Annotated in this window: 21 protein-coding genes, 2 pseudogenes and 1 riboswitch; of the genes and pseudogenes, 11 read left to right on the top strand and 12 right to left on the bottom strand. The window is 50.8% G+C overall.

Annotation, left to right across the window (positions count from 1 at the left end; all coding sequences use genetic code 11):
• Positions 1–243: 243 nt before the first annotated feature.
• From DSCA_RS09670 to DSCA_RS09640, 7 genes are all read right to left on the bottom strand, one after another.
• The gene (locus tag DSCA_RS09670; RefSeq protein WP_155316237.1) at positions 244–987 is read right to left on the bottom strand and encodes a C39 family peptidase; all 744 of its coding nucleotides are present in this window, start codon (positions 985–987) and stop codon (positions 244–246) included.
• A gap of 114 nt (positions 988–1,101) precedes the next feature.
• Entirely contained in the window at positions 1,102–1,848 is a 747-nt protein-coding gene (locus tag DSCA_RS09665) for a hypothetical protein (protein ID WP_155316236.1), read from the bottom strand.
• A 102-nt stretch (positions 1,849–1,950) separates the two neighbouring features.
• Positions 1,951–3,477: a TolB-like translocation protein gene (locus DSCA_RS09660; RefSeq protein WP_167527687.1), complete on the bottom strand. Its 1,527-nt coding sequence runs from the start codon at positions 3,475–3,477 to the stop codon at positions 1,951–1,953.
• Between the two features lie 99 nt (positions 3,478–3,576).
• Positions 3,577–4,485 carry a hypothetical protein gene (locus DSCA_RS09655; protein ID WP_155316234.1) on the bottom strand — a complete coding sequence of 303 codons (909 nt, stop codon included), beginning with the start codon at positions 4,483–4,485 and terminating at the stop codon, positions 3,577–3,579.
• A 125-nt stretch (positions 4,486–4,610) separates the two neighbouring features.
• Positions 4,611–5,207, bottom strand: a complete 597-nt coding sequence (locus DSCA_RS09650; protein ID WP_155316233.1) for a DUF6160 family protein — start codon at positions 5,205–5,207, stop codon at positions 4,611–4,613.
• A 41-nt stretch (positions 5,208–5,248) separates the two neighbouring features.
• A riboswitch (cyclic di-GMP riboswitch) is annotated at positions 5,249–5,362 on the bottom strand.
• A gap of 254 nt (positions 5,363–5,616) precedes the next feature.
• Positions 5,617–6,135, bottom strand: coding sequence for a hypothetical protein (locus tag DSCA_RS09645; RefSeq protein WP_155316232.1), 519 nt, complete (start codon positions 6,133–6,135; stop codon positions 5,617–5,619).
• Complete coding sequence (locus DSCA_RS09640) at positions 6,119–6,274, bottom strand: hypothetical protein (RefSeq protein ID WP_155316231.1); 156 nt, start codon at positions 6,272–6,274, stop codon at positions 6,119–6,121. The genes DSCA_RS09645 and DSCA_RS09640 overlap by 17 nt, the downstream gene beginning before the upstream one ends.
• 660 nt (positions 6,275–6,934) lie before the next feature.
• On the opposite strand from DSCA_RS09640, the gene DSCA_RS09635 reads away from it, so the two are divergent.
• From DSCA_RS09635 to DSCA_RS09595, 9 genes and pseudogenes are all read left to right on the top strand, one after another.
• Positions 6,935–7,096: a hypothetical protein gene (locus DSCA_RS09635; RefSeq protein WP_155316230.1), complete on the top strand. Its 162-nt coding sequence runs from the start codon at positions 6,935–6,937 to the stop codon at positions 7,094–7,096.
• Positions 7,084–7,350, top strand: a pseudogene (locus tag DSCA_RS33180) (hypothetical protein); the annotation flags it as partial. The gene DSCA_RS09635 and the pseudogene DSCA_RS33180, both read left to right, overlap by 13 nt.
• A gap of 155 nt (positions 7,351–7,505) precedes the next feature.
• On the top strand, positions 7,506–7,778 hold the full coding sequence (locus DSCA_RS09625; protein ID WP_155316228.1) for a MoaD/ThiS family protein: 273 nt from the start codon (positions 7,506–7,508) through the stop codon (positions 7,776–7,778).
• 30 nt (positions 7,779–7,808) lie between these two features.
• A complete protein-coding gene (locus DSCA_RS09620) occupies positions 7,809–8,330 on the top strand; it encodes a hypothetical protein (RefSeq protein WP_155316227.1) in 522 nt (173 codons plus the stop codon).
• Positions 8,331–8,395: 65 nt separating this feature from the next.
• On the top strand, positions 8,396–9,289 hold the full coding sequence (locus DSCA_RS09615; RefSeq protein ID WP_155316226.1) for an AAA family ATPase: 894 nt from the start codon (positions 8,396–8,398) through the stop codon (positions 9,287–9,289).
• Positions 9,290–9,420: 131 nt separating this feature from the next.
• Positions 9,421–10,986, top strand: a complete 1,566-nt coding sequence (locus DSCA_RS09610) for a vWA domain-containing protein (RefSeq protein ID WP_155316225.1) — start codon at positions 9,421–9,423, stop codon at positions 10,984–10,986.
• A gap of 55 nt (positions 10,987–11,041) precedes the next feature.
• Entirely contained in the window at positions 11,042–13,438 is a 2,397-nt protein-coding gene (locus tag DSCA_RS09605; RefSeq protein WP_155316224.1) for a PAS domain S-box protein, read from the top strand.
• Between the two features lie 15 nt (positions 13,439–13,453).
• Positions 13,454–14,848 (top strand): sigma-54-dependent transcriptional regulator, encoded by a 1,395-nt coding sequence (locus DSCA_RS09600; protein ID WP_155316223.1) that lies wholly within the window; start codon positions 13,454–13,456, stop codon positions 14,846–14,848.
• A gap of 55 nt (positions 14,849–14,903) precedes the next feature.
• Positions 14,904–15,725 (top strand): adenine nucleotide alpha hydrolase family protein, encoded by an 822-nt coding sequence (locus DSCA_RS09595; RefSeq protein WP_155316222.1) that lies wholly within the window; start codon positions 14,904–14,906, stop codon positions 15,723–15,725.
• Positions 15,726–16,091: 366 nt separating this feature from the next.
• On the opposite strand, the gene DSCA_RS09590 is transcribed toward DSCA_RS09595, so the two are convergent.
• Both DSCA_RS09590 and DSCA_RS09585 read right to left on the bottom strand, forming a co-directional pair.
• The gene (locus tag DSCA_RS09590) at positions 16,092–17,747 is read right to left on the bottom strand and encodes an aminotransferase class V-fold PLP-dependent enzyme (RefSeq protein ID WP_155316221.1); all 1,656 of its coding nucleotides are present in this window, start codon (positions 17,745–17,747) and stop codon (positions 16,092–16,094) included.
• A 297-nt stretch (positions 17,748–18,044) separates the two neighbouring features.
• Positions 18,045–19,148 (bottom strand): ATP-binding protein, encoded by a 1,104-nt coding sequence (locus DSCA_RS09585; RefSeq protein ID WP_231716430.1) that lies wholly within the window; start codon positions 19,146–19,148, stop codon positions 18,045–18,047.
• A 100-nt stretch (positions 19,149–19,248) separates the two neighbouring features.
• Between DSCA_RS09585 and DSCA_RS09580 the strand changes: the two genes are divergently transcribed.
• Positions 19,249–20,652, top strand: a complete 1,404-nt coding sequence (locus DSCA_RS09580; RefSeq protein ID WP_155314716.1) for an IS1380 family transposase — start codon at positions 19,249–19,251, stop codon at positions 20,650–20,652.
• A gap of 126 nt (positions 20,653–20,778) precedes the next feature.
• On the opposite strand, the gene DSCA_RS09575 is transcribed toward DSCA_RS09580, so the two are convergent.
• On the bottom strand, positions 20,779–22,173 hold the full coding sequence (locus DSCA_RS09575) for a PAS domain-containing protein (protein WP_155316220.1): 1,395 nt from the start codon (positions 22,171–22,173) through the stop codon (positions 20,779–20,781).
• Positions 22,174–22,289: 116 nt separating this feature from the next.
• On the opposite strand from DSCA_RS09575, the pseudogene DSCA_RS33175 reads away from it, so the two are divergent.
• A pseudogene (locus tag DSCA_RS33175) lies at positions 22,290–22,590 on the top strand (hypothetical protein); the annotation flags it as partial.
• Here the strand turns inward: DSCA_RS33175 and DSCA_RS09570 are convergent.
• The gene (locus DSCA_RS09570) at positions 22,559–23,818 is read right to left on the bottom strand and encodes an MFS transporter (RefSeq protein ID WP_269434668.1); all 1,260 of its coding nucleotides are present in this window, start codon (positions 23,816–23,818) and stop codon (positions 22,559–22,561) included. The pseudogene DSCA_RS33175 and the gene DSCA_RS09570 overlap by 32 nt on opposite strands.
• An 87-nt stretch (positions 23,819–23,905) precedes the next feature.
• The gene (locus tag DSCA_RS09565; protein WP_155316218.1) at positions 23,906–24,307 is read right to left on the bottom strand and encodes a Zn-ribbon domain-containing OB-fold protein; all 402 of its coding nucleotides are present in this window, start codon (positions 24,305–24,307) and stop codon (positions 23,906–23,908) included.

Raw genomic sequence — 24,307 nt, 5'->3', positions numbered from 1 at the left:
TCGCGCCGGTCAGTGGGTGGCGGGGGAGGGGGCTCCGGTTGAGCGTCGCCTCCCTCCTGCGGCTGGCGTTTATTCTCATCGGCCGATACAACTCCTCGCACGGTTTGGTCTAAAGTGGTCTCGTCGTCGGCGAAACCCGTTGTCGATGTCGAAAAAAATGCGAGAAACAACAAGAACGGAATTTTCATTCGAAGCATGCTTCGTTCCTTCTCACGCGGTGGGGCGCGAAGATGCCCATCGCTGTTATCTTTTGTATGCCTGGCGAACCTGGGGACGGTCGTCGATCCGGCGATCCACGGGTGGTTTGACGCTCAACGCCGGATCGAAAAGGATTTTTCTGGCCGTGTCCTCATCGATAAACCGCAGGTCTTCTTCTTTCAAGGCCAGAAGCGGAACTTCCTCCGCGCCTTCCGGATAGACGACGAAAATTACGTTCTGGTACCATTTTTCCAGAAACGCGTCCTTGGCGAGACTGATGTTGCCCCGCCAGGGATCCGCAAGAAAAACATGGTCCTTGTAAATTCCCCGGAAGACGGTGAAATGACGATATTCAAAAATCTTGATGGGCAGCAGGCAGGGACGCTTCATGGTGGCCAGATCCCCGTATTCGGCCTTGTAACCCACCCCTTTGTAACCGAGGATACCGACGAACCGTTTCATGTCCAGCAGGGAAAACGCCCGCCGGCGTGCGATCTTATCGCTATCCCCGTGGCGCAGGAGCCCCTGGATCACCTGGCGTTCCTCGAAATCCTCGCCGAAATGGTAGTTCAGCAGCGTGGCCAAGGCCGCCGATCCGCAGGAGTAATCATACTCTTGCCGGACGATGTTCGCCTTGTTCATGGCCTCGATGGAGGTGACCGCATCGCGCACCTTGACCCGACCGGCGGCATCGGTGGTGATGACCAGTTCGTTTTCAGGGATCTCACGAATGGTGCGAAACCCCGTATAGAGTCCGATGAAGATGAGAAATGCCGCCAGAACGTGCATGAACCCGTTTTCGCCTTTCCGCCAGAATCGTTTTGCCGCACATCGACAGGGGCCGTTATTTCAACCCGCTGTTTGAGGGGTTGCCGCCCATGCCGTTTTCAATGGGAAAGGGGCTTATTTCAGCTCACCCAGCAGACGGGCGGCCCAATCCCTGTAATATGGATCTTCGGTGTTTACCGCCTGATCCAGGATCTGCCTCGCTTCAATCTTGTTTGCCTTGCCGCCTTTGTCGATAAGCAGCTCCACCATGAAGACTTTGGCCTCGTCCCGGTTTTCGAAAAACGGTGTCTGCTGATATTCCCGGTAGTACGCCAGGGACTTTTTCTTGTCCTTCAGGGGCCAGGGCAGGATCGCCCAAAACCGGCCGAGGTAGAGGATCGGCCCTCCGTCGTCGTACATTCTGTCCAACGCATAGGCGCGTTCGAAGCTATTCTGGGTCTTGTCCTTCAACCCCTCCTTTAGTGCGGTAAGGATGCTTTTGCCATCGGAATAAATTCCCACGCACAGGCCGTAGTAGTAGTGCCCGGCAGGATCCTCGGGCTGGAGTGCACGAGCCGTTTCGGCGTATTCCATGCCTTTCTTGCCGTATTCCGCACAGTTTTTTTTCCAATCGTCGAGCTTGGCCCTTTTTGCGTTCTCTCCATACTCTCGATGGGCACGGGCGCACTTCCAGGCACAGTCAAAGCATGCCGGATCGTCGGCCAGCAAGCCTTCATAGATTTCAATGGCCTTCGCGTAGTTCTGAATGCCCCCAAGCTCGAAGAGGGCATCCGCCTCGGCGATGGATCCGGCCGTCGCGGTAGGTGGGGCAAGCAGGTGCAGCGCAAACGCGGTCAGCCCAATACATATGATCTTGTACATCGGTTTCCTCCATCTGTTAGTCGTTGAATAAGTCATTGTCGATTTTTCCGCCTACGCGCGAACACACGGTACGGCGGCGAATAAGACGCCTGCGTGGTGTTCTCACTCATCGGCGATGATGACATCCAGTCGCGCGAACGCCTCGTTTGCTGCGCCCATCACCAGCGTGTGAAGCCGGGAACCGGTGTCGAAGATAAGACGCGCGCCCTTGACCGCGCCCAGGAACCGAATTTTTCCCTGCACCCCGTCGACGGCCACTGACCACGTCGAATTCTGCTTGACCAGGTAGGCGAGGCGTTTCGCGTCGGGGCTGAAGACCGGCATTGCCAAACCGTCGTAAACCGGCCCATTCACACCGTCGACGACCATTCTCCATCCGCCGTCCTTTACGGCCATGTAGGCCATCCTTTTCCCGTCAGGGCTGAAAAAGGGAAGGGTGATGCGGTCGAATGCCGGCCCGAGCCTGTCGTCGAATACGGCGATCCATTGGACCGAATCCGCGATGGTGGTTTTCGCCGCGTAGGCGATGGTCCGTGAGTCCGGGCTGAAAACCGGAATGGAGACCACTTCGAAGGGCGGCCCGTAGCTATCGTCCACGACCATCAACCACCGGTCGTCCTGCCGAACCGTGTAGGCCGTGCGTTTCGAATCCGGACTGAAGCGGAAGGCGCCGATTTGATCAAAGGATTTGCCGGCCTTTCCGTCGATGATGACCGTCCATCGGTGCTTTTCTACGGCGATATGGGCAAATCGCGATGAATCGGGACTGAAAACGGGATGCGCGGCCGCGTCGAAGCATGCTCCGATGAGTCCGCCTCGTACGACGCACATTTTTTTTTCGCGGGTGGCCAGATAGGCAAGGTGCCGCGAATCCGGGCTGAACACCATGGTGCCCACGGCATCGAATCCGGGCCCCAAATCACCGTCCTCCATTACGTGCCATTTCCCGCTTCTTTTAACCTTCCAGACCAGGCGACGGCTATCGGGGCTGAAAACGGGAGTGGCGACTTCATCGCAGGCGTCGGCGGGCCGACTGTCGACCACGGGCTTATAGCCTTCTGCATCGCCTCCGACGTAAGCGAGTCGCGCAGCGTCGGGGCTGAAAACGAAATGCTCCGGCTTGAAGGCGATGCCCTCGAAATACGGCCCTTGTCGTTGTCCCTGGACGACGACCGCCTGCCCGGATACATCCCGGATAATGTAGGCCATTCGGTCGCCTCTGGGGGCGAATCGTGGATCGGACACGGCCGCGTATCCTGGGTGGACGGCATCGTCGATGGCCATGTGCCACCGGTTGTCCCGGTAGCCGGTGAAGGCCATGGACTTTGAATCGGCGCTGTACACCGGCGTGGCGCGACCGATTTTGGAAAAAACCGACATGGGCTTCCCGTCCCGCATGACGGTCATTCGCTCTCCGTTTCGTGCCACGCAGGCCAGGGATGAGCTGTCTGGGGATACGGTCAGGGAGTCGGAGAAGATTTTCCATTCGGGTGGCGGATCGGGAAATGGGGTGACTGTTTCCCGCAGGACGAAGGCGTGGGCATTGGCCAGAAGCCAGACGGACAGGAAGAGGGCCACCGACAATAGGCGATGCGCAGCGGATATGAAGTAAACGGATGGCTGGTTCAAGTGAATTCTCTTCTTTGTCGTGTCAACATGAGTTAGGGCATTCGTATCCCGTTGCATCTGATGGAAGTGGTCTGATCTCCGATCCCATCCGCGGCTCTTTCAGTTTCCGGGTATCAGAAGGGTAAGGTGATGAACGCGGATGTTGTCAATGGCGAGGGGACCGAAATCCTGCGCGCCAAAATGAAGATTTTCCGCGCGGATGCTTCCGTTGATGGGCAGCTCCATCTCAATGGCCGAGGCGCCGACATCCAGACGAGCTGGCCGGCCGCCGTCAAGGTCGCCGATGGAAAAGCGGCCAATGCGTTGCCATTGGGACGGGTCCGTGGGGATATCCCAGGTCGCGCTGTCATGGATGTCGAAATCGTTCATGTCGGCAAAACCGCCCGTAATGGATATGCCTTCCACCGCAAAAAGACCTGCGGCGCCGGAAGGATTGTAGGCCAGCAACAATCGATCCATGCGCAGGTTGACATCATACTGGAAGTCCACGCCGGATCCGTGGGCACCCAGGGTCCAGTACCATTCCGGCGTCTGGAAATTCACAACGCCCGCCTCTCCGATGCGCTGCCCGCAGACATAAACATTATCGGCGAGAAGGCTCAGGTCCTGGTCGAGGTCAGGCGCCAGAAGCGTTGTGAAGGTGCGGCCATCCATGGGGTGGGAGGCGTCGACGATGGTATAGGCATCCCAGCTTATCGAACGGTCGGTTTCGATTCGTCCGTTGATCAGGCGGAGCGGACAGAAGGAGATGGTGCCGGCGTCGGGGTTCGCAGATCTTTCCGAATCGGTGTCGTAGATCGTCACCCAGTCTGCAGTCCAGTCAAACTGATAGCCGTCGATGACCATGCCGATGCCGCTCTGGGCGATTACGTCGTCCATCTGATTTTCTGTCAGCGCCTCCATGCGGCCCGATGCCGTCGCAGTTGCGGCCACCAAAATGAACAGGAGCCAGGCACAGGTACGCTGTATCTTTTCTGTCAGCGGGTTTCGATTGTCTATCTGGGTCATTGGATCCATTTCCGGTTTACTTTTAGTAAAATGAGGATAAACGGATATGGTCCGGCCGGCCCAGGGGGTGGACGGAGCCGGCCGGACGTGCCCTTGCCGGAACGGGCCAACTGATGCCTGTTCTGTTAGTGCGCGTAAATAAAGACGGTACCGCCCTTGGTGTCTATCTGCATGCCGCCCAGAGCCACTGAACCCAGAGCGGTCCCACCGTTTCCGGCAACGTTGTCAAGAGTAATGTCAAAGGGGTCGATCTGATCGATATACACGCTCAGGGTGGGGACGCCGATGGCCACGCAGGTGTCGGCAATCACATTTCCGCCCGGATCCACAACGGTGTAATCGCCCGTGTCGATGGTCAGCGCATGAAGATCGCTGGTGCCGTCGGTAAGATCGAGGTCCATGGCAACGACCGCGCCCCCCACGATATGGTTTGGATTCAACGGCGCGATTCCGGAGCTGCCGATGCCGTAGGCGTCGATCACGACGTTGGACATCCGCAGCGTGGTGATATTCACGTAACCGGCCGCGCTTCCGTTGATACCGTCACCGTCGCCCCAGGAGAGGTAGTCCATGGAAAAATCCAGTTGAACATTGTCGATGTAAATGCTTACACCGGCCTGGGCGGTGATGCCGTCTAGGTCGGTATCGTCAATCATTTGGAGGGCGAATGCGGAAAAGGGGACCAGCATCAGAACTGCGGCGATAGTTAAAATTTTTTTCATTTTTTTCGTTCTCCCGTGATATCTGAGATTTAAGTTTTACCACAGGCGGTCCGACAATCCGAAATGGATGCCGATCGTTTCCATCGTCAGCATATTTTCTTTCCGGACTCGTGACTTTCCGTCCTCCGGTTACCCGGAGTTTGGCTTTTCAATGGCTTTGAACGTCTTCCTCAATACTCCTAAGCTTTGATCGGAAACATTCGTTCTTCCCGCAGCACCGCCGTATTGGCGTCACGCTTCGGGACCATCTGTCTTTTCTCGGTTGTATCATCACCTCCTTTCAGCAGGCGCTTAAGTGGTTTTGGTTCGTGCCGGTCCGGCGTCTCTGTAGGCCGCCGGGGAAGGCCGTTCTCAGGCCGTCGCCTGCATGTTCCTCGGTTTCCGCGGAGAACGACTTCCTGCCGCGAACCTATTGCTGTTGCCGTTCGGCCGCGCCGAAATCGAACCAGACACCGGGAGTGTCCCCATCGGCGTTAATGTGCAGAAGAAACGGATCTCCATCGAAAACATAGGTCGCCGGCCCGATGTCTTCCCGTGGGGAGACAGGATCCACGCCGGAAACGAGGCTGATGCTCGGAAAAACGCCGGAAAGCGTACCGTTTACCCGTTCAAACCCCACCGTAATGCCTTTCAGTTCGCGGGCCTGGTCATCACCGATGTTTACGAAGCAGGCCTGGAAGACGAAATCGGCCAGGGCAAGTTCCGCGCTCGCAGAACCCATGGACACGCCCACCCAGTTCTGGTCCCATCCGGGTCCCAGTCCGTTGTCCCAGTGTCCCATTTTCAAGGAGTCGATTTCTGTCCACGTGTCGGATTGGATGTCCAGGGCGACCCGGGCTATATCCTGGCCGTTTTCACGGGAGAGCGACACGGCGGAAAAACCGTGGCCGGTGATGCTGGACAGCGCCCTGTCACCTAAGATCGTCATCTCCGAGCGAACCGGTGTAGCCGTAGACAGGCATGCCAGCAGACCCACCAAGCAGAACGTTGGCAACCCTATTCGCTTCTTCCATTGTAAAGGCGTCATTTTCATCTGAGTCTGAATCCTTTCCAAGATATACTTCCATCAGGGCTCCCGTTATTCGGGGAGAAAGAAATGAATCGTATTCAAAAAAAATGGAAAATAAAGAATTTAATGATGAGTGTAATCAATGCTTTAGCAATAATTATGCCAAATTGAATTCCCATGGTAGGTTTTTCGAAGATCAACTTCAAAATTATGATATTTAATAACGAGAGACTGCTTTTCAGAACCACGATCGTTCGACTGAGAAAACAATACCGGCGGCAAAACCATCTATACAGAAAGGGCCGAATTAAATGAAAAAACACACAATGGCCGATATGAGGGCCTGACGGACTTTCCTGTTCAAATGCCTCTTGAGGGGCGTCTGAGATTAAAAGCGCGCATGGGTCGAAAAGCCAACGCTCCTTAACACGACAGCGAAGCTGGAACTAGACATAAATAATTTTTTTTCAGCCAAAGTGGCTGAAAAAAGGGGTTGCTGGTGGAGCCTGGAAAGGCTTACATCCTGGACCTTGCAATATCGTGTGATCGTATGAAAAAGCTACTCCTCTGAGCGCGTTTGCTAAGATTGGGGTGTAAGAGAAATCACAGCCCAAAAGAAGTTAGCGACATGTATTATTCAGGAATCGATTTGCACCGGAAAACATCTTTTGTCACGGCGGTTGATCTATATGGCAGGATCGTGAGGAAGGCCTATTCTTTGCAGGATAAGCCAACGATTCTCGATTATTTCCCAAGCCTAGACGACGATACCCTGGTGGTCATCGAATCCAACTGCAAACTGGTCAGAGATGCCGTGCGAATGAAGAACCGCGTCCATAACATCAAGGCTAAAAACAATTTGAGTGTGCCCGCCAGATAAAGCAAGCCAGACGGTGCACCCGGAAACTGAATTTCTAATTGGGATGGTTCACTTGTGACATCGAAAGAACTTGTAAGCATCCGAATGCAGAGCTACGGTCTTTGTTGGAGATCGCCACACGCATTTTTCATCAAAAGCGCAAGGACAAGAGGATAGGTGTTAACGTTCTTGTTGACAAACGCAGACGGGGTCGAACAGCCAAGAGCCTGTGGCGTTGTATGAAACGCCGGGCGGCGGTTGAACCTGGCATCGGGTTGCGCCAGATTTATTTCTGGGTTGCTTTTTATAAAAGATCAAGGGGCGTGGTGGGACTTGCCGCCTAACGGCTTTTCCATCACCGAGTACGTTTGTGGCCTCAAATTTGCTGTCCACAAGAATACAACCACAATTCCATGATTGCGAGGAAAACATGGCGGTCATCATTAGGATTCCATCATCACTTAGGCATTGGTTAAATGGAAAGACTGAATTCTCATGTCAGGGGCGAAATGTATTTGATTGCATCGATAAGCTAAACGAACATTTCCCCGGTATCAAATCGAATATTTACGACGGGGCGGGCAACCCGTCAAGCATACTGATGTTTCTTAATGGTGACAACATTAGAAATCTGGAAGGGATGCAAACAACCGTCAGCGATGGTGATGAAATAACAATAATACCACTTGCCGCCGGCGGATAAACAATTCGCTACAATTGAAAGGATAGTTCAATGATTCAAGATTATCCTACATCTAAATTTATTTTTATCTTTCATCCGAAGCTGTTAATGGACAAATCGTACACGGTTCGGAACGGAAAGGCGATGACCAACGGCGAAGTACTTCAATATTGGGGAAAGTGGATTGTGCTAGGGGAACGCTCTTGGCTCGACGATCTGGCATTGACTCTCAATCCCTATGTTGAAGATGAAAAAATACCGATCATTAAATACGACCGTATCCCTTCCACTAACCTTGGCATTGAGGAGTGCGTCATGATGGTGTACTGCGACCATCGAGACCGGGATGATGTCTGGTGCATTCTTAGTCGATTCGGCGTAAAGCTCAAGGCGTGGGTGTCTGAAAAAGAGACCATGGAAATGTGGCTTCCAGGTGGTCGGCTGTTAGAACGCTGGATACGATCGAAAAACTTGGATGAAATTGATAGCGAAACAGCCAGGAGTGATGCCCAATCCAGACTTGGGTATGTCTTCGATCATCCAGAAGAAGATTTCGTACCATGGGAGCAATAATGATAATAAATCCACCTTGCGGTTTGTTTCCATGCGTCTTTTCATTCGCATAAAGGGAGTTTATCATGGCCAACACAGACAAACAGTTGAGGACGCCTGCAATCGATCCGGATTTTTTCGTTTTGGACGAAGACAAGGCCATACTCGAAAAATTTGAGCGCATGTCCGAAAAACACCCCGTCAATCTCCTGATTACCGGGGACCAGGGCTGTGGCAAGTCCTCGCTGGTAAGGCAATTCGCCGGAGTCTGCAAAAGGCCTCTGGTAACCTTTCAAATGGGTCTCCTATCCGAATCCGGGGAGTTGTTCGGACAGCAACGGCTTAAAAACGGGGAAACATATTATCAGGAATTTCTATTCCCCAAGGCCATTCAGACACCGGGTTGTGTGATCCACTTGGAAGAGATCAACCGGACCGAAGCCCCCCATGCACTCAACGAGCTTTTTTCCGTATTGTCCGAGGATCGCTGCATATGGATTGACGAACTCGGTTTCGTTGAGGTAGCGCCCGGCGTCATCTTCTGCGCAACCATGAACGAAGGTAGTGAGTTCACCGGAACCGACAACTTGGACGCGGCTTTGCGGGATCGTTTCTACCGGATCTACCTCAACAATCTGCCCAAGGATATCGAGAAGACGGTATTGATCAGGAAAACGGGGCTTGACGACACCAGGGTGGATGATATCCTGAATGTCGTGGACCGGGTCAGAAACAATTCACAGGCCCCAATCAAGATTTCAGTTCGGCACAGTCTGATGATCGCCGAACTTGTCTCTTTAGGTGCATCGATCAAAGATTCACTGGTATACGGGCTGCAAGTATCACAGGACACCGTCGAATCTCTCCTGCTTTCGGTCCATGTGGAAACAGGGGAATTCAAATCCAGACCCGGAGTGTATATTCCCTATGTTCCGGAGCAGGTGGAATCGGGAAAAGAAATGGCAAAAGGTGCCTCATGAGCACTTATTCTTCGTTCTGGCGGAAGTGTAGGTCGACCGAAGAGCTCGCCGAGCACGTACTGTGTCTGCGCGCTTTGCGAAAGGTTGCCGCAACCATCAGTCGAAATAACAAGCCGGTTTACTGGAAAGGAATGGTTGAAAACGATAACCGATCCATATTACTTGACGTGGAGGAAATCAGGGGAGAATACCCCGTATCCAGCGACGTTTTCGATATACTGGTCGGAAAGGTGGCCTTTGAATCCTTGGCCACAAGCGAATGGAGAGATTGGGTGATCGATAAAACGATGGCGCAAGCCTTTTGCAAAGAGCAACTTGTTACGAAGTACATGACAAGCATTGTGGTGGCAGCCGAGGACATCTATCTTCACCAATTGTTTCGGTCTTCCATCTGGTCACTTTATTTATCGAGATACTGGCGATCCATGCTTGAGAGAAACAGCCGGGACCCGAACCTGCCGCCCAGTCCTACGAGCCTTGCAAACGCGTGGCGATTCGAAGCGATATTTGGTATCCGAACAAAACGGATGCACCATTATTACCATCATCCCTTAAAAATACTGCGGCAGCACACGGACGGGCTTCGAGCAGTTGTCAACTTGTCAGCCCTTTCACAAAGACGGATAAGACGCAGCGAGCTATATGCGAAGATCTGGCGCCAACTCGCCGAGGCCTTTGCCGAGTGGGAGACATTTCAAGACTTTCCCGACGCAGTCGAGTTCTTCGACGAGTCCGCCCTGCAGGGCGATAGCTGCGAAGAAGCCGATCAGCAAGATGACGATTCGAAGCAAGCGGAACAGAGTGCTTGTAAGAGGGACGATGATTTCATGGACCGGATCAAGGAAGCCGTTGACCACCACCAGCCCAGCGATCTGACCCGTGCGATAGCATTGGCCATCGAAGATCCGGAAGCGGCCGAGATGGAGACGGTCATCAAGCACGGCCTTTCCATAAGCGATGTTCAACCCGATACGGTACAGATGCTGCGGTTTCAAAACCTGTTTTCTACCCATCGTCATCAGTTGCGGGGGCTGCAAAAAAAGATAACCCGGAAAAGGCTGGCAGAAGGGAAGATCGACGCGCGCCGTCTTCATCACGCGTTGTTGGATGGCCGGATCTTCAAAAAGAAAGAAAGGGCCGATTTTGACGGATCATGGCACATTTGTATCGTAGCCGATGCATCGGCCTCGATGGGAAAGAAGACTAACGGCGGTCGACCGTGGCAGATTGCGGAAAAAACGTTCGCCTCCCTGATTTCCGCAGGCCTTAAGTTTGAAAACCGGATTGATATTTACGCCTATTGTGAAGACGGGGGTGTCTGTGTAATGACGCGACTGTTTTACGACAACACCTTGTATACCGCCATACCCAAGGGGAGGACTCCCTCCGGCCAGGCGATCGTTGCTGCTGCCATGTCCCTTGACAGCAGGTACCGCAACCGAATGCTTGTCCACATTTCCGATGGCGCTGCCAATTGCGGGATCAACATGGGTCTCGCTATCGACTACTGCAGATCGACGGATGTCGACCTCTTCGCCATCGGTTGCGGTTGTAACATCCAGACCAAGGATTTTCTGCAGGGGTATTTTGCGTCAGGTCAATTGTGCTTTATAGACGATATCGTCAGCCTACCGACTGCTATCGAAGGGCAACTCCGGCTCCGAATGCTTTCCAAACGATCGTTTCTCGCTTCATGAAGCGTTTGACCTCTATGCTTTGGGTGGCAGAACGAAGTCACGCTGTGGTAATACCATGAAAAAAAAAGATCAGCTATCCTTTGGACCTAACCGGCATTCAATAGAGTATTTGAATCTGCTAGGCTATGCTCTCGATCAGTTGGACACGATGGCCGGCATTACCGACCTTGAAGGCAAGATAATATTCGCCAACCAGTCTGCGTTAAAGCATGTCGGGGCGACGATGGAAAAGGTACGGGGGGTGCCTTTTAAAGATTCTCCTTGGCGAAGTCAATCCGATAAGGCCAAGAAGGTCTCAGGTTTGTTGATGGAAAAGGCGCGGAAAGGTGAAACTTCGTTGGTGGAAGATTCCATCATTGGAGCGGACGGTTCCGAGATTCCTGTCCTGTTTTCCATATCACCAATTTTTGACAACCAGGACAATATCGTCGGCTTTCTTCCGGAGGGCAAGGTAATATCGGATATCAAAAATCTGGAAGGAAAGATAAAGAAAGAGAAGAAAGAAATTCAGCAATGGATCGACTCCATGAGTGCTTACATCGCTAAAAGCGACCCAAACGGTAAGATCCTCAGTTGCAATAAAGCCTTCATGAGAGCTTTTAATACTTGTTTCGAAGAGGATCAAGGCTCCTATATTTGCGACCTTGCCCAGATAGAAAACACCGGTGATCAGACAAATTTATTGAAAAATGCTATCATGGGTGCCAAGGGTGGTAGAAAATCCAGTCTCGAGGTCATGCTCAAGCTTAATAACGGATCACAACCAGCTGGTTATTTTCTGTTCAATGCCAGTCCCATCAAGGATCCAAACGGACGAATTTCTTTCCTGGCACTGGAAATTACGGACATATCCGATCAGGTTCAGCTTAGAGAACAAGTCCTGGACAGGGAAAAACGATATGCTCTGCGGTTGGAACAGGAGGTCGCGATTATTAAAAGACACCTGGTGAAGACCGAACAATTTAGCAGAAATCTAGTTGAGTCCGTTCCAATTGGTGTTCTTTACCTGGACCATAGCAAAAGGGTCGTTTATGCGAATCCGACAATGAAGCATCAATTCCATACAAGCGGCATTTCCAAAGGAGAAATAACTGGAAAAACAATCGAGGAATTAGGCTTGAGATCGGCCAATAATTTTTGGAAAATCGATAAAGCCCAAGATCAAGACGAGCAAATTTACGGCCAGAGAAAAATGGTATTGCTCAAGGAGAAAGAAGCGCATTTCTGTTTCGAAGTCCGGTCCGGTCCCCTGGTCACACCGGATCGAACCATCGAGGGATCCGTGCTTACCATAAACGACGTCACAAAACGTGTGAGCTTGGAGAGCGAGCTTTTAACTACTCGGATTCAGGCAGAAAAAATGAGTTCCATGGGACTTCTTATTTCCGGCGTCGCTCATGAATTGAACAATCCGCTTACCAGCATCATCGGGTGTGCTGAATATTTGGCAACTAAAGAAAACCTGGATAGCGGAGTCGGCGAGGCGGCGCAAATCATTATGAAGGATGCAATACGGGCAAGCCGGATCGTGAAAGACCTTCTTGCCGCTTCGTACAAGAATCACATGGAAGAAAGGATAGTGAATGTGAACGAAGCTATCGATGAGATGATCGGCATTCGCTTTCACGAACTGAAACATTCCGGCGTTCGACCAGTATTAAGATTGTCTCGGGATATCAACCCCGTACTTGCGGACCCCACCCAAATACAGCAGGTAGTCGACAATTTGATCCGCAACGCGGTAGACGCCATCGTTGAATCCGGCGTTGGTGATCGAATCGTAATACGAACCCGGATGCAGGACAATTGGATCGTCATAACCTTTGAGGATAACGGGCCAGGCGTCGTCAAGGAGAACCTCCACAAAATCTTCGATCCGTTTTTCACGACAAAAAAGGTGGGCAAGGGTACAGGTTTGGGGCTTTCCGTAGTCTACGGAATCATTCAAAGGCACGGAGGAACAGTTTCCTATGACGAGCGTTTTAATTCCGGGGCACGATTCGTTATCCGGTTGCCTGTCACCCCGGAGTCATCTTCATTCGAGGAGCCGGCATCCGTTGACCTGTTATGGAAACCGACATCCTTGCTGCTGGCTGATGGCGAGCGCAATCTTCGGTATTCATTATCAAAATATCTCACTCGGCTGGGGTGCCATGTGCAAACGGCGTCCAACGGTCGTGCGGCACTCGATTTGGTTTTAAAGAATGATTACGAAATGCTGCTGGTCGCCACTAACCTGCCGATAATGAGCGGTTTCTCTTTATATGAACAAATAAAGGCCCGGAGACCTGGACAGATAGACCGATTGGTTTTTATGTACGATTCTCCTTCAGATTCTGCCGATAGCGCCTATTTTACATATAACCTACAAATGTTGCGCAAACCTTTCGGTAAAAACGATATTTTTAACCTGTTTAATCGATTCCACAAGAAAATCTCGAAAAGAAATTAAAGGGTATTTTGTCTGATGAAACTCAGCGTATTGGTTATTGATGACGAGCAGACGGTTCTACGGACATTCAGATTGCGTTTGTCCGAATGGGGGTATGAGGTTTTTCTTGCGTCCGACGGTCCCTCGGGGTTGGAAATTCTTTCCAAAGCGAATATCCAAGTGGTCTTGTCGGATTTAAGAATGCCGGGAATGTCTGGCCAGGAGGTCATTAAAAGGATTGTTACGGATTACCCGAACGTTAAAGTCGTTGCGATTACCGGATATGCCACCGTTGAAACCACTGTAGAGGTCATGAAATCGGGTGCTTATGATTTCATCGTCAAACCACTTAATTTCGAACAAGTACGCATGACCCTAAATAGGGTCGAGGAGCAAACACGCCTACAGGAAGAAAACCTAACACTGATCAATCGCGTACAGGCATTGAGCCAGGATGCCTCCGAAAGGTACCGGTACGACAATCTGATCGGTAAAAGCAAAAGGATGAAAGCCGTCTTTAGCCAAATCGAAACCGTGGCTCCCCTGGAAACGACGGTTTTGATTTATGGGGAGACCGGAACGGGCAAGGAATTGACGGCGAGGGCGATCCATCACAACAGCAAACGAAAATCCGGACCAATGGTCACTGTTGACTGCGGCACCCTTTCGGAAACTCTTCTTGAAGCAGAGTTGTTCGGTTTTGAAAAAGGAGCGTTCACCGGAGCCCAGGCTCGAAAACAGGGCCTTTTCGAGCAGGCACATGGTGGAACCATATTTCTAGATGAAGTATCGAACGCGTCACAGATGGTACAACAAAAACTGTTACGGCTTATTCAAGAAAAGTCCTTTCAACGCGTGGGAGGGCGCGAATCCATCAAATCGGACACACGGATCATTGCTGCTAGCAACAAGCCGCTGCTCGATTTGGTTAGAAATAACCAATTCAGACAGGATCTCTATTATCGGTTGAACGTTGTCAATATCGTCTTGCCGCCTTTGAGGCAGAGAGGTGAAGACATACTTCTTCTGGCAAGATACATGCTTAATCACCATGCGAAAGTGCTTGATAGAAAACCAATTAAGATATCACCCTCTGCGTGTCGTCAACTGGAGACCCATTCATGGCCGGGAAACGTGAGAGAGCTGTTCTATGTAATAGAACGATCGATCATCATGACTCCGGGAGATACCATTGAACAGTTCTTTCTTGATGACAATATCAACATTGCTGAATCCGACCATGAAAAACCGGTAAGCCTCACCCCCTCCCTGCCGGAACAAGTAGCCATGCTGGAAAGAACCTACCTCGAGACGGCACTGCGTCGATATCACGGCAGAATACTATCGGTGGTAAAGCGTTCGGGCTTAAACCCTCGGACATTGAACCGCAAAATGAAACGCTATAATCTGAATAAAGGGGATTTTAAATAGTGTCTCGCCTTCTTGCCTGCAGTTCTCCGACAAACCGCTTCAAAAGAGGATGAAAATGGCTGACAAGAAAAAGACCATTGCCGTGATGTTTTCCGGAGGCACCGACTCAACCTTTGCAGCCTGGTCCCAGATTCCCAACTACGATCAAATCCATCTGGTAACATTTTATCGGCAGGGGTTGCGAAAATCGGATAATATTCAGGAAGCAATTTACCGGTTGAAAAGGGCAAGTCCCAATAAAGAGATTCGACATCACGAAGTGGATTTCGAAGAAATTTATCGCAAGGTCACGCCACGAAGGGAAAAACTAGATGCTCAACTGGCAGTACTCAAACAGGAAATTGAACCGTTGTGGGACAAATCCCCAAGCCGTAAACATGGAATGAGAAATTACGCGGCCGACAGGCGACGGTTGTTTCAGGCCAACGAATGCCTGCAGTGCAAGATTGCCATGGACTTAGCCGCTATTGCATTCTGCTTGGACCACCGCATTACCTTGATCTGCGATGGCAGCAACACTGAGCAACTTGACGATGGGTCGCAGCTTGAGGATGTAAAGCGGATTGCCCAACGGATCTTTAAACGTTTCGGTATTTCCTATTTCTTTCCTGTATTTCATGTCCCCGCTGAACAGCGGTGCAAAGTGCTTTTTGAGGCTGGAATTACCGACCACATCGACCACAAACGCCTTGAAAAAACGCATCAGATTCCATCCAGGCAAATTCAGTGTACCATCCCCGCGTCGGTCTTGTGGACAACCTGTATTTTCCCATGGCTTGTGTATGATGGTGATTCTTGCAATGAATATATTCGATTGTCCTGTGATTATTTTAAGGAAAAAATGGAAACCGGGTTGAAAGTATTAGGGCTGGCGTAAAGAAGAGGGATGTCCAGGTTTCTCGTTAAAGGTATACATTCGCGGGATAGTCACCTCTGGGCTTAAATCCTGGTGAGATCGTGAAGCGCTTTTGGAAACAGGTTTTGACGCAATCCACAAGAACCGGGGAGGTAAAATCGCCTCGCGACGTCGCTAACGGCAACTAAGTCATTGCTGAATACGCCGCATTAGTGAGAGAATCCTTCAAAATGACCGTGTGTAGTATAGATCTTGACGACTTAAACGGCAGTTTGCCTGCCATCCGAGGTAACCACATAGAATCACATAGAAATTTCACTAACAACAGAACGCCGCTGGTGTAGTTTGGGATCCGTCCCAATGTCGTTGGGGTTTTTCAGCGGAGAGTCAAGGGGTAAGGCCCATTGCTTTATTCAGACGTAACGTTGGTGCAATGCGGTTCCGGTAAATAGCTTCCTGTTCGTCCAGAATAGCGTTGAGTATTTTATGGTTTGTCCGTTGGTTCATAAGCACCGCGCGCAGGACAACGGTGTCAGGACGACCGGATCGCCGCAAAGTAGTCCGGGAAACAAAACTGTTGCCGGCCTCGCGCTGCATTCGCTGAACTTTGATATTGATTTTATTCAACAATCGCAAGCGGACTTCTTCGTTCGCCGGTTCTTTTGGGTCTTCTGATCCACGCAGTTCTCCCGGTACAAGGCGGTAGGTCAAAATGTTGAGCTCGGGAGCAGTGATCAATTCGAACATGGGCCGACGTATGATTTCTTCGGCAAAAAGGCGTGCGGTTTCGATACCGTGATCAATGAGCAGCGCATAGCCCCCAGCCCCCATGATATCCAAAGCGCTTCCCAGTACCAGGGATGTGGCAGAGCGTGAGCCTACCAAAGAGCGAATGCCAAGATCGACAGAGCCTGGGCGGTTGATGTAGGCGGCATGATAAGCCACGGCATCCATAGCCTTGGGATCCCTGAAGAAAACCATGCCATTGCTCATGGGCAGGTAGAATTGTTTGTGGCCGTCAATCGTAACCGAATCGGCTACCTCGATGCCTTTGAGCAAGCCACGATACCGTTCGGACAGCCGCACTGGGCCGCCCCAGGCCGCATCCACATGGAAGTGGACGCCGAACTCACGGCACAGACTGGCAATGGACGGTAAAGGGTCAACGGCACCTGTTTCCGTTGTACCGGCAATACCGATAACGGCCATGACAGATGTTTCCGGATCACGGTGGTGCTCCTTGAGGGTGCGTTCGAGCACTTTCAAATCCATACGGTTGGCACTGTCCACGGGAATCGGCGTCACTGCATCGTAGCCTATACCCAACACACCGGCCGCTTTGCGTATGGAGTAGTGCCCTAATTCAGATACCAAGATAGTCAGTCTGTGGAGGCCACGGTCCTTCAGGGCGGCGGCGATTCCATCGCGTTCGGCCCCGGCACAACCCGATTTGGAAGGCAGCAAGCGGTTTCGAGCCACCCAGAGGGCGGTAAGATTGGCCAGGGTGCCGTCTTCCACGAAAGAACCCAGCGTGCTTTCCGGCTTCTGTATGTGGATATTGTAAAAGGTTTCGTCAAGATCGAACAATAGCCGGTGAACCTTGGCCAGGACCTGGCGTTCGTATACACTCACCACTTTAGAGGTTTCTATCTTGACCGGATTTTGATTCAGCGCAGTCACGATGGTACTCAGGTGCACCATGAAAAAGGGGATGGCTGAAGTCATGTGGCCGATAAAATAGGGAGAGGAGACATTGACGGCCTGCGGAGCGATCTCCTCGATGATTTCGGTGATAATGTCCGCCAGCTTTTTAACCGGGGTTCGTGCGATTTTCGATGAGGTAAACTGGGCGGCGAGAACTTTCAAGGGGATCTCTTCGGTGATTCCTACGTGCTTTTGTAGAAAATCGTGGAGGCCAAACAGGATCTGCTCCATGTACTTGGTGAGCACGTTTCGTGACTGCTCGTTTTCCGGGCGATGGAAAATGCGCTCCAGCGAGTTATGATCAGCGACCAGTTGAGGCCGAAGTTTTTGCTCTTTCATTAAAAAGGCCTCGCTTGAAAGATGGAAGGTAATTTTCTAAGATTCCATCTTCAAAATACCGCCAGGTTCACAAAACCTACCACATGAAAATAGTATCGCAGTGTTAAGCTCAATTGTTTTATGAATACTCTGGATGTTATTCGGTTGTCAAACCCAAGGAGAGAAATAGGCATCAATTCTGTGGCACTATCTTTTTGTGAGAAATTTTGGAAGGGTGTAACAATTTAAACCGGTTATGTGGGCGGAAAGGACTATTTACGGACTTAACCCATCTTGCCGATCTTCGAGAACGTAGGGTCAGATCGCCACCTCATTCAGAGCTTTCCTGACTGCTACTAACAATGCATTCAGTGAAAACGGTTTCTGGATAAAATTGACACCTTCTTTCAAAATACCATGGTTGGAGATAATATTCGTTGTATAACCAGACAGGTATAAAACTTTAATTCCGGGCCATCGGGATAATAATTCGTCAGACAATTCGCGTCCATTCATTTCAGGCATGATCAGGTCGGTAATGAGCATGTCGATCTTGCCGGCATGTTCATCGCACAACCTGATCGCATCCTTCGGAGATGAGGCGGAAAGAACAGCGTAGCCTTTATTGATAAGGACCGAACTAACCACATCCAAAAGGGACACTTCGTCTTCAACCACAAGGATCGTTTCCTGCCCGTCTGAAATCGGCATATGGATGTCTTGTTCACCACCTTTCTCCTCCTCCGGCCCCAGGTACCTGGCCAGGTAAATCCTGAACGTGGTGCCACGGCCCGGCTCGCTGTATACGTTGATGAAGCCACCGTTCTGCTTGACGATACCGTAGATTGTGGACAGGCCCAATCCGGTGCCTTTTCCAAGTTGCTTGGTCGTGAAAAAGGGCTCGAAGATTCTGGACTGGGTTTTCCTATCCATCCCGCAGCCGTCGTCGCTTATGGACAGCTGGGCATACTCGCCAGGACGGAAACCCTCGTTCATGGCGCAGTACGTATCGTCAAGAATGATGTTTTTTGTTTCGATTGCAACCCTACCGACTCCATCGATGGCATCGCGGGCATTCACACATAGATTGGCCAAAACCTGGTGGACCTGAGCAGGATCGATCTTTACCGGCCAAAGGTTCTCCCCCGGCACCCATGACATGTTAATATTCTCCCCGATCAATCGCTGCATCATCGAGAACATCTCCTCGATGATCGCGTTCAGGTCGATCTTCCGGGGTGCGATCGTCTGCTTGCGGGCGAAGGCCAGAAGTTGCCGCGTGATATCCGCCGAGCGTTTGGCCGCGTTTTGAATTTCCTCAAGGGTTTCGTAAAACGCGTGGTCCTGATCCATTCCGTGCATGGCCAATTCCGCCCGGCCCAAAATCACGCCTAACATATTCCTAAAATACGCGATTTTCACAAAAAAAGAGTCCTCTAAAATTGGATAATGTGTTATAATACTTGTTAAAAACCACCATGTTTACAACAAGCGTAAACACACCCAATAGGTAAAGGACTCTATGAGTAAGCATAGCAAAAACTACCGACAAAGTGAACTCAAAATCCAACGCATCGAAACGACGTCCGACCGGTTGACCGGAAGAGCCGGGCTGGCCCTGTTCGTGGCGTATATGCACGGCATTCAGGTTTTTGGCTGGTTCGACCGCTGGTTTGGATCCATCCGCAAGAACCGAAAAGGCCTTGCCATTACAGAACTTTTCAAACAAGTGCTCTGCTTTTTCGCCGATGGGACCAGTCGGCGCCTGGCATATTTCGACCAGATTTCTCGCGATGAGGGCTATGCCGGCAGCATAGAGACGCCAACTGAAGACATGGCCTCTTCTCATCAAATCAAACGTTTTTTCAAAGCATTCGCCTGGACTCGCGTGTTTTTGTTCCGGCGCCTTTTGCAGGCCCTTTTCATCTGGCGTCTGCGGATTACGCAACCCGATGTGATCGAATTGGGTATCGATACGATGGTCATGGACAATGACGATGCAAAATGCCGGCACGGCGTGAAGCCCACCTACAAGAAGAAAAAGGGCTTTCAACCCCTGCAAATGAATTGGGGACGTTTGATTGTCGATGCGGTGTTTCGCAGTGGGGACAAACATTCCAATCATGGCGATACGGTCCTGAATATGATCCGGCACATGGTTCTTAAAATCAGATGCGACTACCGTGGGGATGTGCCGATTATCATCCGCATGGACAGCGGGTTTTTCGACCAGAAAATCTTCGAGCTTTGCGAAAGGCTTCATGTCGGTTATGTCTGCGGCGGCAAAGTGTATAAAGACATCAAGCAAATGGCGGACAACTGGGATGCGTCCAAATGGAAACGGTTCGAATCCGGAAAGAAGAAAGCCTGGAAATACGCCGAGTTCGGTATCCGGCAAGGCAACTGGAAACAATTCCGCCGCGCGATTTTTTGTCGGTTGATGCACGATAACAGCAAACAGCTTTACCTTCCGGGATTTCGGCCTGACACCATCATCGTCACCAACATCGGTCAAGGTCAGGCGATCGACGGTATGCTGGAAAACGCCGGAGCGGTGGAATATCTGACCACCAATGGGCTCGTCGCCTGCTATCATGAACGCGGCAGCGACGAATTGGCCAACCGGGCGTTGAAGGATTTCGGTCACGAACAACTGCCTTTCAAACGATTCGCCCCCAATGCAGCCTGGTATTATATGATGCTGGTCGGTCATTTTCTGCTCGAGTCGTTTAAAGAAGATGTCAGTGCGCCGGTATTATCGATTGGTTCCTATGCCTCCACGGTGCGTAGACGGCTGATCGATATCGCCGGTAAAATCGTTTTCCACAGTGAGCAAACGGTCTTAAAGGTGACTAGGACCTGCCTGGAAAACCTACGCTTGCCGGAGTTGTTTGAACGGTGCCGCAAAGCGCCGGTTATCGAATAACCCGCAGGGAAAATAAAATTTGGAGTAAAACCGGTGGAGAGGTGTGCGCTAAAACAGGCTAAAATGCGCATATGACCACAACAAATTCGGTCAGGATAGCTTGTCTGCAGAAATAGTATCAAATTCTCAGCAGAACCCGATTTCTCTACCATGTTTTACCAGAATACTTCTGTTCAAAACCAAAATCGCCTCGTTTAGGATATTGTTGAAGTCATGGGCCACACCTCCCGCCAGACGCCCTACCGCTTCCATTTTTTGTGCTTGAAGCAATTGACCGTGCAGCCTTTTCCGATCACGCTCCATCCGTATGGACTCCGAAATGTCGATCGCCGTCCCGGTCAGACACGTCTCGCCATCCATTTCCACACGCGCGAGTGTGAATACATGGGGAATGGTGGATCCATCCTTTAAAAGAAAATTGCCTTGGACAATGGCCACCCCCTTGTTAATCGCATCGGAAATCGCCGTGGTAATTCCGGGCTGATCCTCAGGGGGGAAGAAATCTTCCGGACGCATCTTCCTGATCTCCGACCCTGAATATCCGGACAGCGACTCGACGTTGTCGTTCCATCTCAGGAATTTTCCCTCCTGTGTAAAAAAGTAAAATATTCCCGGCAAGGTTTCCAGTGTCCGGCTGATGAAATTTCGTTGCGATATAAGTTCATCATCAATCTTTTTCATGTCGGTGATGTCAACGGCGATACCGCAAACAGCCTTGTTCCCGTTGGGTAAGGAACGAACGGTGCCGCTTGATCGGATCCAAACGGTTTCCCCATCGGCACCATGGAGTCGATATTCCACATGATTCGATGTGGAAAGACCTTTTTCAAATGTTTCCATAGCATTGAAAATGTTATGCCGATCATTCTGATCCACGTATGAAAAAAATCTTTCCAGGCTGTTGCCAATTTCGCCAACAGGCAACTTCAGAATGCGATCCGCCGCCGACGAGATAAAAACATTTTCGATCCGCCCATAATCGTCAACCTCATATCGCCATAAAATTTCATCGACTTCCGTAGCGATCTCCTGGTAAATATTGTTGGCATTCTCCGAAATTTGATCCGATATCCGTGATGATTTAAGTGCATCACAAACCCCGCTGGCAACGAAAACCGCGCCCTCGAAGATGTTCCGGTTGTTTAGGATCGCCGCGGCGGAGAAAGTAATCCGGCGTTGGGTACCGTCTCGGGAGACTATCAACGCATCATGCATAGATCTGATGGTTTCGTCCGAATTCAATGCCCGCCGAATTGGGCTTTCGATTTTCCTGTAAGTATCCGCGCAAACCAAACGCACGATCGAGTCCGCAGGTTCTCCCACGGCATCCGCAAAAGACACGCCGGTATAGGTCTCTGCCGTCGTATTCATTTTTCGGACGATACCATTCTTGTCGCTGACGATAACGGCATCATGAACGAGACGGATCGTGGCCTCCAAAAAACCTTGTTTCCCAGCCGATTCAACGAAAGCATCGTTTACCGGCAACTGTAAACCGTTTGGCGTTTTTTCTTTTCCCATTGGGTCCCGTCCCCCGCGTCAATCCACAAGATATTGGATGCCCTCAGATGACTCTATCTGCTATGGCTCCCTTTTTAGTATCATAGCAATCCAGAAAAATAACAAGCTTAATAATCGGATCTGCGTCAAAAGTGAATCTGAAACGGGCCAAGTCACGAAAAATCAAAGATGTTTGTCTTGTCGAAAAACGCGGTCTGCCGGAAAGCGGCATGTGTCGCAGTCAATATGTGTATCGCCGCCGGCGCCGATTCCGAGCGGGGATCGAAATCGGCATTTTCTGGCTAAAGCACAGTCTTTGTCTTGGTTTGACCCGCAGTCGCTGGAAGGGAGGGAGGGGACTCGTTTAAACCCTATATTTGGTCGTTGATTGTCGCAGCCAGCCCGCTCAGAAATTTGGCTTTCTGTGGAGGCACATGAATCCGCTAAAGGTTAGAAATGACAGTACGGCCAGCATTCCCCACCCTGCGGAATATCCGGAACGATCCGCCAAAAACCCAAATATACTGGGACCCAATACCATCGCGCCCCATGCAGCCGTAAACACCACACCGAGTGCGGAGCCGACGTGTTTACTGCCAGCCATCTCCGCCAACAACACCATCCCGAGGGAATTCCATCCCATGAAGGAGACACCAAGGGCACCGGAAATTGCAATGATTGCGAAAATTGGCGTACCACTCCCGCATAACGCCAGGAGCCAACTCGCGATCGAACCGATCAGGCTGATCAGCGCAAGGGGAAGAATTCGATCGCCTTTCATTGTTCTATCGCTTATGATTCCGAAAACTATTCGTCCAAACGTTCCGCCTGCCATTGCAACCGTCAGCAGGCTTCCGGCGAAAAGCTGTGTAATCGTGAACGTCTCCTTGGCAAAAACGACAAGGAAAGATGCTGAACTCGCCTGGCAAAATGCAAGCAATGAAGAAAGAAGCGTTACGACAAGAAGTCTGCGTCCAAGTAGTACATCTTTGAGACTTCCCTTGGGGGATTGATTTTTTTTTACCTTCGAGGTGCCGATTTCATCAGCCAAATCAGGGTTCTTACCCGGATTTTCCTTGTAAAGGAAAGGGGACACGATGGCAATGACGATGACAAGCCCACCCAATAAGAAAATTGCGTTTTTCCAGACGATATAAAACCCCAATAAGGGGATGTAAATTCCAATCAGACCCCCGCCAATGGTCACACCCATCTGTTTTATCCCCATGATTGTGCCACGCTCAAGCGGTTCAAACCATGAGATGATACCTTTTGTTGTAATTTGGTTGATCATTCCATATCCGACACCGATCATAACGGCGGCTATGGCAGTGTAGCTGTACGACGAACAAAAGGGAATGATGAAGATGCCCAAACCGACCATTAGACTTGAAAGAAACAGGAACCATTTGACGCCATGTCTGTCCACGAGGATGCCTGCGGGAATGGATACGACCACCATGGATAAATACATCAGCGAAATAACATATCCAAGCTGACGGTTGTTGATATCAAACTCCGCTTTCAATATCGGGCCCAATGGCCCCCATGAGAAATGGCACATGGCCATTAAAAAATGGGAACTACTTAGAAGAAGGAGGATAATCCATTTGTAATTGTCGACTGAGCTCGATGTTTCGAGTGGCGGATTACCGTATCGTAGCATTCTACGCATTGACTCATTTCTTGTCGATGAGCGGATGTCCGGCCGAATCCGCCTTCTATGCATCGACTCAAGTTTATTGGATCAGGGTTAGGCGAGTGTAAATGTTAATGATTGTATATTCTCGATGGCGTAGATGTCCCCTTGGGCCACCCGGCTACTGATATCAACGCTTTTGCCAATAATTTCAGGGCCTGTTCTTTCTGGATCGATATTCAGCAGGTTCCCCATTACCCACGGTCCGTTTTTAGTTTCCACCAGGGCGACGATGTATGGTGGTTTTGTACCCTCGGGACCGACACGAACTATGGTGAACGTCCGAAGCGTCCCTTTATTATCGATCTCCGCCAATCTTGTGTCGGTTCCACCACAAAGGCGGCATACTCCCTGGGGAGGAGTCGTGTATGCCCCGCATTTCCCGCAGATCATTGCCGTCAGCCTGCCTTCGGCAAGAGATTCCTGATAGTTTTTAAAATTGAAATCCGCTGGCAT

This window comes from Desulfosarcina alkanivorans (genome assembly GCF_009688945.1).
GTDB classification, from domain to species: domain Bacteria; phylum Desulfobacterota; class Desulfobacteria; order Desulfobacterales; family Desulfosarcinaceae; genus Desulfosarcina; species Desulfosarcina alkanivorans.
The sequence above is the reverse complement of the archived record's forward strand: the minus strand, read 5'-3'. Positions and strand labels throughout refer to the sequence as shown.